At 63.3% G+C, this 12,049-nt stretch carries 5 protein-coding genes; 4 read left to right on the forward strand and 1 reads right to left on the reverse strand.

The annotated features are described in order from the left end of the window. Positions 1 to 20 precede the first annotated feature (20 nt). The gene (locus tag GA0061100_RS15290; protein ID WP_075853545.1) at positions 21 to 2,525 is read right to left on the reverse strand and encodes a heavy metal translocating P-type ATPase; all 2,505 of its coding nucleotides are present in this window, start codon (positions 2,523 to 2,525) and stop codon (positions 21 to 23) included. A gap of 170 nt (positions 2,526 to 2,695) precedes the next feature. Here GA0061100_RS15290 and GA0061100_RS15295 point away from each other — a divergent pair, with 170 nt between their 5' ends. The 4 genes from GA0061100_RS15295 (at position 2,696) to GA0061100_RS15310 (ending at position 11,734) form a co-directional block, all read left to right on the forward strand. After that, positions 2,696 to 3,805 (forward strand): RHE_PE00001 family protein, encoded by a 1,110-nt coding sequence (locus GA0061100_RS15295; RefSeq protein WP_075853546.1) that lies wholly within the window; start codon positions 2,696 to 2,698, stop codon positions 3,803 to 3,805. Between the two features lie 212 nt (positions 3,806 to 4,017). Further along, positions 4,018 to 5,514 (forward strand): efflux RND transporter periplasmic adaptor subunit, encoded by a 1,497-nt coding sequence (locus GA0061100_RS15300; protein WP_075853547.1) that lies wholly within the window; start codon positions 4,018 to 4,020, stop codon positions 5,512 to 5,514. Then, entirely contained in the window at positions 5,511 to 8,630 is a 3,120-nt protein-coding gene (locus GA0061100_RS15305) for an efflux RND transporter permease subunit (RefSeq protein WP_075853548.1), read from the forward strand. The genes GA0061100_RS15300 and GA0061100_RS15305 overlap by 4 nt, the downstream gene beginning before the upstream one ends. Continuing rightward, entirely contained in the window at positions 8,627 to 11,734 is a 3,108-nt protein-coding gene (locus GA0061100_RS15310; protein ID WP_075853549.1) for an efflux RND transporter permease subunit, read from the forward strand. The genes GA0061100_RS15305 and GA0061100_RS15310 overlap by 4 nt, the downstream gene beginning before the upstream one ends. Positions 11,735 to 12,049 lie beyond the last annotated feature (315 nt).

Consider the following 12,049-nt stretch of genomic DNA (forward strand, 5'->3'; position numbering starts at 1 on the left):
GTCCAATTTCCCGGCTCACTCTATTTCGCCAGCCGCAGCCTCAGCGCATTGGCGATCACTGAAACAGAAGACAGGCTCATCGCTGCTGCTGCAATCATCGGGGACAGAAGCAGGCCGAAGATCGGGTAGAGTACGCCAGCCGCCAGCGGCACGCCGAGCGCGTTGTAACCGAAGGCGAAGGCAAGGTTCTGTTTGATGTTGCGGATGGTCGCTTCGGAGAGATGCCGTGCGCGCACGATCCCGTTGAGATCGCCCTTCACCAGCGTGATCCCTGCGTTTTCCATGGCGACATCGGCGCCGGTGCCCATGGCGATGCCGACATCGGCTGACGCAAGCGCCGGTGCGTCGTTGACGCCGTCGCCGGCCATGGCGACGATGCTGCCCTTGGCACGCAACTCGTCGATCAGCGCTTTCTTGCCTTCCGGCAGCATGTCGGCGCGCACTTCGTCGATCCCAAGTTCTCTCGCGACGGCCGCGGCGGTCTTGCCGTTGTCGCCGGTTGCCATGACGATCGTCAGGCCGCTGTCATGCAGCGCCTTGATCGCGGCTGCCGTGGTCGGCTTGATCCGGTCGGCGACGGCGACAAGGCCGGCAAGCTTCCCGTCGATGGCGACGAACATGACGGTCTTGCCTTCGCCGCGCAGGTGCTCGGTCTCGGCCTTCAACGCGTCGGTCGAGACGCCAAGATCGGCCATCATCGCAGCATTGCCGAGCGCGATCGCGGTTTCGCCGGCGCGACCTTCCACGCCCTTGCCTGTCACCGCCGAGAAACCGGAGATTTCGACGAAATGCGCGCCGCGCTCCTCGGCGCCGGCAACGATCGCTTCGGCGAGCGGGTGTTCGGAGCCGCGCTCCAGGCTGGCGGCGAGCGAAAGCAGGCGCGCCTCGTCGGTACCTGTCATGGCGACGATGTCGGTCATGTTCGGTTTGCCTTCGGTCAGCGTGCCGGTTTTGTCGACGATCAGCGTATCGACCTTTGCAAAGCGTTCCAGCGCCTCGGCATCGCGCACCAGCACCCCCTCATGCGCACCCCGGCCCGTGGCGATCATGATGGACATCGGCGTTGCCAGTCCAAGCGCGCAGGGGCAGGCGATGATTAGTACCGCGACGGCTGCAAGCAGCGCATGGGCGAGCCGCGGCTCCGGCCCGACGAAGGCCCATACGGCAAAGGCGATGATGGCGGCGGCGACGACGGCGGGCACGAAGATGGCGGAGACGCGGTCTACCATCGTCTGGATCGGCGCGCGCGAGCGCTGCGCCTTGGCAACGAGTTCGACGATACGCGAGAGCGTCGTATCGGCCCCGACCTTTTCGGCCTGCATGATGAAGGTGCCGTTGCGGTTGATCGTGCCGCCTGTCACCGCATCGCCCTTGTCCTTTTCGACGGGCAAGGGTTCACCCGTGATCATCGATTCATCGATGGTGGATTGGCCTTCGATGACAGAGCCGTCTACCGGAACACGCTCGCCGGGGCGCACGCGCAGCCGGTCGCCAGCCTGGATCTCATCGACGGGCACATCGAGTTCGCCGCCTTTGGCATCGATCCGCCGTGCCGTCTTGGGCGCGAGGTCGAGCAGGGCGCGGATAGCCGAGCCGGTGCGTTCGCGTGCCTTCAATTCCAGCACCTGGCCGACGAAGACCAACGCGACGATGACGGACGCCGCCTCGAAATAGACGGGAACGCTCTCGCCATGCCCCCTGAAGCTCATGGGGAAGAGGCCGGGTGCCAGCGTGGCGACGACGCTATAGACATAGGCGGTGCCGACGCCGAGGCCGATCAGCGTCCACATGTTGGGGCTGCGATTGACGAGCGAATTCCAGGCACGGCGGAAGAAGGGTAGTGCTGCCCACAGCACGACCGGGGTCGCGAGGATAAGTTCGATCCATGTGGCAATCGGCTCACCGATCCAGTCGCGGATGGGCAGGCCGATCATCGGACCCATGCTGATGGCAAGCAGCGGCAAGGACAGCGCGGCACTGATCCAGAGCCGGCGCGTGAAGTCGACCAGTTCCGGGTTCGGACCTTCATCGGCGGCGGGGACACCCATAGGCTCGAGCGCCATGCCGCATTTCGGGCAATCGCCGGGTTGGTCGCTGACGACCTCCGGGTGCATCGGGCAGGTATAGAGCGTGCCTTTCGGCGCGGGTTTCTGGATCGGCCTGTTGCCGTCGAGATAGACGGAAGGATCTGCCTCGAACTTCGCCTTGCAGCCGGCGGAGCAGAAATAGAATTTCTCGCCCTCGTGCTTCAGGAAATGGCGGGCCGTGGCGCGGTCGACCGTCATGCCGCAGACCGGATCCTTTGCGGTGAGGTAATTTTCCGGCGCAGCCTCGAATTTCGCACGGCAGCCGTTGCTGCAGAAGTGAAACGTGCGGCCATGATAATCCAGCGACGGTTTGCCAGCGGGATCGACGGTCATGCCGCAGACGGGATCGCGGGTCACCACATCCTGGGTGCCGGCGTCATCATGATGGTGATGACCGTGGCCATGATGGCCGTGATCGTGTTCGTCGTGCGGTGCCATGTCATACTCCTGTGCCCGAGAGGCGTCGGATGAGTTTATGAACCTTCCCATCGCTGGAAGGTCAAGACGAAAAATAGTGATTGCCATCCACAGTTCACAGGGCCTCCTTCCTATCCCCCTTCAAAGCGCGATGATAAGTTCCGTAAGATCGATGCAATGAAGTGATTCCAATGCGATATGATCTGACCACGCTGCCGCTTGCCACGCTTCTGCCCGCCATCGTCAAGGCGGAAGATATGCTGGCGCGGCTGGATGAGCGTGTCCTCAGGCACACGGTGGCGGACGGCTTTCGCGAGCGCGGGCACTTTTTCGACGCCGCCGGCGCGCTTTGGGTCGGCGGCGAACTGGTGCATGTGGAAGATCTCGTCCTGCACGATGCGCGCATGGATACGCGCACCCCGACGCATGAACTGACCATCGCCCACGCGGTGCTGCGCAGCCGGCGGCGCCTCTGGACCGCCGATCCCTCCTGGGGCCTGGAGGTGGCCGGTCTTGCCGTGCTGCGCGGTGACGTCGGCGAGGCCGAAGACGCGATTGTGCCGCGCGCGACGCCTGCAGAAACTATGGAACCCGACGAGCCGGAGGACGGAGAGGACGATTTCGGTGTCGATTTTGCCGAGATCGACGCCATCCTCGCTCGATCCGACAAGATCCTGAATGGCGGCATTCCGGAAGCCCGGCAGCCAACCGTTGATGTTGACGATCCCCTCGCACTCATTCGTGACGAGGATTGGGATGAGGACGAGCGGCTGGAGAGCTGGCGCGCCGTCATCCGCGAGGCGGATCTGCTGCCGGCGGCTCTCGGCGCGGCGGTGCTCTTCGATGCCTGGGAGCGGATCGAGCCGCTGCGGCGGCAGCACTGGCTCGGCGGCTTGCTGGTCAGCGCCTATCTGCGCAGCCGCGGCAAGGTCACGTCGCATCTCTTCTGCCTGAATGTCGGCCTGAAGGCCGTCCGGCACGATCGTCGGCGCGCGCCGGATCGCATCACGCGGCTGATAGCCTTTCTGGAGGCCATGGCGCTCTCGGCCGATTCCGGGCTGAAGGAGCTGGATCGCCTGTCTCTCGCCAGGCTGCAGATGGAATTGCGGCTCAAGGATCGGCGGTCGAACAGCAGCCTGCCCGAGGTGATCGATATCGTGCTGTCGCGGCCGATCGTTTCGGCGAAGATGATCGCGCGCCATGTCGGCGTTACCTCCAGGGGCGCGCTCAACCTGGTGTCCGAACTCGGCCTGCGCGAGATGACCGGCCGTGGCCGCTATCGCGGATGGGGTGTGCTCTGAGGCGCCGAGACGGCTGCTGCGGGTAGGTGCGGCCGCCTTGCAACCACAACCCTGGTTTTCGTCCAATGTTACAGTTTGTTACGCTAAGTGGCGCTAAAATGGACAAAATTTAATGGCTATACCAAATTCCTAATCGGCATGATGCAAGCTAAAGTCGCGCCGTCAGTTTCGGGGGTCAGAGATCGCCCGAGGTCTTGAGGAAAGGTGTTTGGATGGCTCGGACATTTCGGGTCGTGGTGTGGCTGGCGGTAATCGGCGCTGTGGGATACGGCGCCTATGCGACCCGCGATCGTTGGCTTGGGCCGGCGGAAAAGCTGCTCGGATATCAGAACGCGGCTGCGCCTGCGGAGCAGGCCCAGGGCGGACGCCGTGGCGGCCAGGGGCAGGGCGGTGGCGGGCGGCGCAGCATGTCGCAGTTCAGCGGGCCGGTTCCCGTACTTGCCGCCGATGCGACGACGGCCGACGTGCCCGTCTACATCAATGGCGTGGGTTCGGTGAAGGCCTTGAATACCGTGACGGTGCGCGCGCAGGTCAACGGCAGGGTCGTCGAAATCAATTTCGTCGAAGGCCAGGATATCAAGAAGGGCGACGTCATCGCTCGTATCGACGATTCCGTCTACAAGGCGCAGCTCGACCAGGCGATTGCCAAGAAGGCGCAGGATGAAGCCCTGCTCGCTGGCGCCCAGCGCGATCTCGTGCGCTATCAGCTGATGGTGAAGAGCGCTTCCGGCACGCAGCAGCAGGTCGACACGCAGACCTCATTGGTGGCGCAATATACCGCGCAGGTGCAGGTGGATGTGGCGGCGATCGAAAGTGCGCAGGCGACGCTTGACTATACGACGATCAGGGCAGCCTTCGATGGGCGCACCGGCATCCGCAACGTCGATGTCGGCAATCTCGTCAGCTCCGGCGATACGACCGGTATCGTGACGCTTTCGCAGATCAAGCCGATTTCCGTGCTGTTTTCCATCCCGCAACAGCAGCTTGCCCGCGTCAATGCGGCAAGTGCTGCCGGAACGCTTTCCGTCCAGGCCATGGGCAATGATGGCGAGACGGTCGTCGACAATGGTTCGCTCGGAGTGGTCGACAATCAGGTCGATCCGACCACGGGTACGGTCAAGCTGAAGGCCAATTTCCCGAACGACAAGCTCGCGCTGTGGCCCGGCGCCTTCGTCAATGCCCGCCTGCTCGTGGAGACGCTGAAGGCGGTCACCGTCATTCCGAGCGGCGCCGTACAGCGCGGGCCGAACGGAACCTTCGTTTACATCATCGGACAGGACCAGACCGTTGCGATGAAGACGGTGAAGGTGCGCCAGCAGGACGATACGCTCGCCGTGATCGCCGACGGCGTCTCGCCGGGCGACAAGGTGGTGACAACAGGCTTCGCGCGGCTTCAGAATGGATCGAAGGTGCAGATTTCGGCCAATCCGGATCAGACGTCGCCGGCTGCTCCGTCAACCGACAACAACGGGCAGCCGGTCGCAGAAAACGACCAGCAGAATAGCGGTGCTGGTACTGCAAATGCCAGCGAACGCCCGCATCGCCGCCACAATGGCCAGGGTGGTCAAGGTGGTCAGGGCGGTGCCGGCGGTCACAACGGCCATCGCGGCCAGGATGGTCAGCCGGCCGCCGGTGGCGCGCAAGGCGCGGATACGGGCAGCGGCTCGGCCTCCAACAATTCCTCCACCACGCCGACACAGCAACAATGAACGTCTCGTCGCTCTTCATATCCAGGCCGATCGCCACCTCGCTTCTCGGGGTGGCGGTTCTGTTGGGCGGCATTCTCGGCTTCCTCTTCCTGCCGGTTGCGCCACTGCCGCAGGTGGATTTCCCGACGATCCAGGTGACGACGCAGCTTCCGGGCGCCGATCCCGACACGATGGCTGCCCTGGTGACGGCACCCTTGGAACGGCCGCTCGGCCAGATCCCGTCGCTTGCGTCGATGACCTCGTCGAGTGCCTTCGGCATCAGCCAGATTACGCTGCAATTCGACCTCGGCCGCGATATCGATGGTGCCGCGCAGGATGTGCAGGCGGCGATCAATGCGGCCGGCTCGACCTTGCCGCGCACGCTTCCCTATCCGCCGACCTATTCGAAGGTGAATCCGGCCGACACGCCGATCGTGACGCTCGCTCTGCGCTCGAACAGCTATTCGATCCGCGAGCTCAGCGATTTCGCCGATACTATGATGGCGCAGCGCCTGAGCGAAGTCTCCGGCGTCGGCGACGTCAATATCCAGGGCGGCGTCAAGCCGGCCATCCGCATCCAGGTGGACCTGCCGCGTCTCGCCTCCTACGGGCTCGCCCTGGAAGATATCCGTTCGGCGATCACCAACGCCAGCGTTGCCGGCGCCAAGGGCTCGCTCGACGGCACACAGCAGAGCTTCACGCTCGCGGCCAACGACCAGATCGTCGATCCCAACGTCTACAGGTCCGTCATCGTCGCCTATCGCAACAGCGCGCCGGTGCAATTGAAGGACGTCGCAACCGTCGTCGAGGGGCTGGAGAACAATCGCGTCGGCGCCTGGTATCAGGGCCAGCCCGCCGTCATTCTCGACATCATGCGCCAGCCGGGCGCCAACGTCATCCAGACGGTCGAGAACGTGCTGAAGCAGATCCCGAAGCTGAAACAGGCCATGCCGGCCGGCGTTTCCCTCGATATCGTCAACGACCGCACCGAGACGATCCGGGCTTCGATCCATGACGTGCAGTGGACGCTGGTTATCTCCATCGGCCTCGTCATCCTCGTCGTGCTGCTGTTCCTGCGGACAATGACGGCGACCTTCATTGCCGGGGTTGCCTTACCGCTGTCGCTGATTGCGACCTTCGGCGTCATGTGGTTTGCCGGCTTCAGCCTCGATAATCTCTCGCTCATGGCGCTGACCATCGGCACCGGCTTCGTCGTCGACGATGCCATCGTGATGATCGAGAACATCGCCCGCCATATCGAGGAGGGCGAAAACCCAATGCAGGCGGCGCTGAAGGGGGCCGGCGAGATCGGCTTCACCATCATTTCACTGACCGTCTCGCTCGTTGCCGTCTTCATTCCGCTCTTGTTCATGACCGGCATCGTCGGGCGCATGTTCCGCGAATTCGCGCTGACGCTGACCATCGCCGTGGTCGTGTCGGCCGTCGTCTCGCTGACGCTGACGCCGATGATGTGCGCGCGCATCCTGCGCAAGCCTAAAGAGCGCCAGGGTGGTTTCCTGGCCGGCGCCGATCGCTTTACGGACTGGATGATCGAAGGTTATCGACGCAGCCTCGTCTGGGCGGTGGATCGCAGCGGCCTCATGCTGCTGGTGACGGTGGTGACGCTGATCGCGACGATCGCGCTTTATGTCGTCATTCCCAAAGGCTTCCTGCCGGCGCAGGATACCGGCCTCATCACCGCCGTCATCGAAGCGGAGCCGACGACCTCGTTCGAAACGATGAAGCAGATCCAGGCTGATGTGGCCGATCGGCTGCGCAAGGATCAGGATGTCAGCGGCGTGGTTTCCGTCATCGGCGCCAGTGCCAGCAATCTGACGCTGAATACCGGCAACCTCAGCCTCGTCCTGAAGCCGCGCAACCAGCGCAATGCTTCCGCCGACGAGATCATCGACCGGATGCGCGGCGAAGTCACCGGTATGCCCGGCATCCACGTCACCTTCCAGAGCGTGCGCGACATCTCCATCAGCACCAGGGCAAGCCGCGCACCCTATCAATATACTCTGACGGGTACGGACACGAACACCGTCGTCGACTGGTCGCAGAAGCTCGCGCAGCGCCTGCAGGAGAGCCCGAAGCTCATCGATGTCTCCTCCGAAGTCGAAATGGGCGGCGGGCGCATCTTCGTCGACGTCAACCGCGAGACGGCCTCGCGGCTCGGCGTCTCGATGCAGGCCGTCAGCGACACGCTGAACGATGCCTTCGGCCAGCGGCAGATCGCGACGATCTACGGCCAGGCCAACCAGTATCGCGTCATTCTGGAGGCAGCACCTCAATACCAGTCGGATCCGAAATCGCTCGACAAGCTCTATGTCGCCGGCGCCAGCGACACCCAGGTGCCGCTGAATGCCTTCACCACGGCGAGTTTCACGACCGCGCCGCTGGTCATCAGCCATGACGAGCAGTTCCCGGCCGTGACGCTCAGCTTCGACCTCGCCAAAGGCGCGTCGCTCAGCGACGCCGTGGCGGAAATCAAGGCGGCTGAGCTGGACATCGGCATGCCCGACAATATCCAGCGCAAGTATTCGGGCGATGCCGAGGAATTCGCCTCGTCGCTTGCGGGCGAGCCATGGCTGATCCTCGCGGCTGTGGTGACGATCTACATTGTGCTCGGCCTGCTATACGAGAGCGCCGTTCATCCCGTGACGATCCTGTCGACGCTGCCCTCGGCCGGCGTCGGTGCGCTTCTGGCGCTGATGCTGTTCGGACAGGACCTGTCGATCATCGCCCTCATCGGCATCGTGCTTCTGATGGGTATCGTCAAGAAGAATGCGATCATGATGATCGACTTCGCGCTGGAGGCGGAACGCAAGGAAGGTCTTGAGCCGCGCGAAGCCATTCTGAAGGCGTCGATCCTGCGTTTCCGCCCGATCATGATGACGACGCTCGCAGCACTCTTCGGCGCGCTGCCGCTGGCGCTCGCGCAGGGCACGGGCGCCGAACTGCGCATTCCGCTCGGGATCACCATCATCGGCGGCCTCGTGCTTTCGCAGCTTCTGACGCTCTATACGACGCCGGTGATCTATCTGGCCTTCGAGCGCTTGCGCGCCAAGGTCGTCGGCCGCAACAGCGGCACGCCGAGCGCCGAGATGAACGAATTGGCGGGTGGCGAGACATGAACATCTCCGAGCCGTTCGTCAAACGCCCTGTCGGGACGACGCTTCTGGCGATCGGGCTGATGATCCTCGGTATCGTTGCCTATCGCTTCCTGCCGGTCGCAAGCCTGCCGACCGTGGATTTGCCGACGATCGTCGTCTCCGCCAGCCGTCCGGGCGCCGATCCAGCCAGCATGGCGGCAAGCGTCGCAGCGCCGCTCGAACGCCATCTCGGCACCATTGCCGGCATTACGCAATTGACGTCGGTCAGCTCGCTTGGATCGAGCAGCATCATTGCGCAATTCGATCTCTCGCGCAGCGTCGATGGCGCTGCACAGGACGTGCAGGCGGCGCTGAACGCGGCGGCAACCGATCTGCCGGGCGATCTGCCGACCCTGCCGTCCTTCCGCAAGATCAACCCGGCGGCGGCACCCGTCCTGATTCTGGCGCTGACGTCGGACAATGTCCCCGCAAGCGCCATCTACGATGCCGCCGACACGGTGGTCGTGCAACGGATCTCGCAGGTGGACGGCGTCGGCGGCGTTACCGTCAGCGGCGCTGACCAACCGGCCGTGCGCGTCAGGCTCGATCCCGACCGGCTCTCGGCCATGGGCCTGTCGCTCGATGCCGTCCGCACGGCGATCGTCAATGCCAGCGTGCTCGGACCGTTCGGTTCCATCGATGGGGCCTCGGGTGCGTTCTCCCTTGCCGTGAACAGCCAGTTGCGGACGCCGGAGGCCTATGGGCGGATCATCGTCCAAGGCGGCGACGGCACGGCCGTCCGCCTCTCAGATATCGCCACCGTCGAGCCCGGCGTGCGCAACAGCCGCTCGGATGCCTGGTATGACGGCAAGCCGGCCGTGCTGCTCAACATCACCAAGCAGGCGGATGCGAACGTCATCGCCACCGTCGATGGCGTCAAGCAGCTGATCCCGGAGCTGCAGCGGCTCATTCCCGCCGGCGTCAAAATATCGATCCTTTCCGACCGCACCACGACGATCCATGCCAGCGTCAACGACATGCAGTGGACGCTGCTTGCCACCATCTGCCTGGTCATGGCCGTCGTCTTCGTGTTCCTGCGGCGCGCGACACCTACTGTCGCCGCCGGCGTCACCGTGCCGCTGTCGCTGGCCGGCACTTTCGCCGCGATGTGGCTCTTCGGGCTGTCGATCGACAATCTCTCGCTGATGGCGCTAGCGGTATCGGTCGGCTTCGTCGTCGACGATGCCATCGTCATGATCGAGAATATCTATGCCAATCTCGAAACGGGCATGAAGCCGATGCGGGCGGCGCTCGAAGGTGCCAGGCAGATCGGTTTCACCGTCGTTTCGATCAGTCTGTCGCTGCTCGCCGCCTTCATCCCGCTATTCTTCATGGGCGGCATTGTCGGCCGCTTCTTCCAGACCTTCTCGCTGACGCTCGGCTTCACCATCGTCGTTTCGACGCTGGTATCGTTGACGCTGACGCCGATGATCTGCGGCCATCGCCTGCGCCAGCATGATGTCGATGCCCGGCCGGGCCTGTTCGGCCGCGTCGTCGAGGGCACGTTGAGCGCGATTATCGGCTTTTATGGCCGTACACTGAAGGCGGTGCTGCATCACCGGGTGTTGTCGGTGCTCGTCATCATCGGCTGCGTGGTCATGTCGGGCTATCTCTACGTCAAGGTTCCGAAGGGCTTCATTCCGCAGGATGACACTGGCTTCATCCAGGGCGGAACGCAGGCGGCGACGGATATTTCCTATCCGGCCATGGTCAAATTGCAGCAGCAGGCGGCAGATATTGTCGCCAAGGATCCTGCGGTCTCGGGTCTTGGATCTTCGGTGGGTGGCGGTGGCTTCTCCAGCTCCATCAACCGCGGGCAGCTCTTAATCTCGCTCAAGCCGGAATCGGAGCGGGCGTCGACGGCTGATGTCATCGACCGTCTTCGCAAACAACTGATGGCCGTTCCGGGGCTCAGCACTTTCCTGTTTTCCCCTGGCGATATCCGTGCGGGCGCACGCCAGTCGCAATCGCAGTATCAATTCACGCTCTGGGGTGCGAACTACGACGAACTGGTGGATTGGGCACCGAAGGTGCTGGAGCGCATGCAGGCGCTGCCGGGATTGACCGATGTCGCGACCGACAGGCAGCCCAACGGCCTGCAGGCGACCGTCAATATCGACCGGAGCCTCGCTTCCCAGCTCGGCGTCAACATCCAGTCCATTGATTCCGCGCTCAACAATGCCTTTGCGCAGCGGCAGATTTCGACGATCTACACGCAGCGCAACCAGTATCGTGTCGTGCTGGAGGCGGATCCGAACTATGCTCTCGACCCGCACGATATTTCCAAGCTCTATGTGCCGGCATCCGGCGGCACGCAGGTGCCGCTGAGCGCGGTGGCGTCGATCGACCGGACGCTGGCGCCGCTGGTGGTCAATCACCAAGGCCAATATCCCTCCGTCACCATCTCCTACAATCTGGCGCTCAATACACCGCTGCAGGTGGCGAACGACGCCATCCAGAAGGCGGTGCTGGACATGCACCTGCCCGATACGCTGCATGCGGATTTTGCCGGCGACGCCGCAAGCGTCACGCAATCGTCCGGCAGCCAGCCGCTGTTGCTTCTGGCGGCGCTGCTGACGGTCTATATCGTGCTCGGCATCCTCTATGAAAGCCTGGCGCATCCGCTGACGATCATCTCGACGCTGCCATCGGCCGGCCTCGGTGCGCTGCTTGCGCTCGCCATCAGCGGTACCGAACTGACGATTATCGCCTTCATCGGCATTATCCTCCTGATCGGCATCGTCAAGAAGAACGGTATCATGATGGTGGATTTTGCGCTGCAGGGCGAGCGCGTACTCGGTCTGTCTTCGGAGGAGGCGATCTATCAGGCGTGCCTCAAGCGTTTCCGGCCGATCCTGATGACCACGCTCGCCGCACTGATGGGCGCCATTCCGCTGATCATCGCAACCGGCCCCGGTTCGGAGCTGCGCCGGCCGCTTGGGATCACCATCGTTGGCGGCCTTGTCGTTTCGCAGGTGCTGACCCTTTATACGACGCCGATCATCTACTTGATGCTCGCCAAGCTGCATGCAAAATGGTCGCCGAAGGCGCAGTCTGTGGTATCGGTGCCTGTCGCTTCGAGCTGAGTTGAGCTTAACTCCATTGATCGCTGGCGCGTACCCCTTCTCTCCACGGGGAGAAGAAGATTCCGGAGATGATCTGCACCATATACGATTGCTCTGTCCCCGAGGGGGAAGGGGATGCGCGGCAACGTTTTTGCCTCACATACGATTGTCCTACGTTCCCAGGGGCGATTTCCAAGTGCTTGGCGAAGGTTGGCAGGTGTGACGCCACGCCCCCATGCACAGTAGGAAATTCCTTCGGCTCCCACGATATCAAAACCAAAAGGGGCTTCTGCATTATCGCGGGAGCCCCTTTGGTTCGATCAAGACCACCGCCCG

This window comes from Martinezella hainanensis (assembly GCF_900094555.1).
GTDB classification, from domain to species: Bacteria; Pseudomonadota; Alphaproteobacteria; order Rhizobiales; family Rhizobiaceae; genus Rhizobium; species Rhizobium hainanense.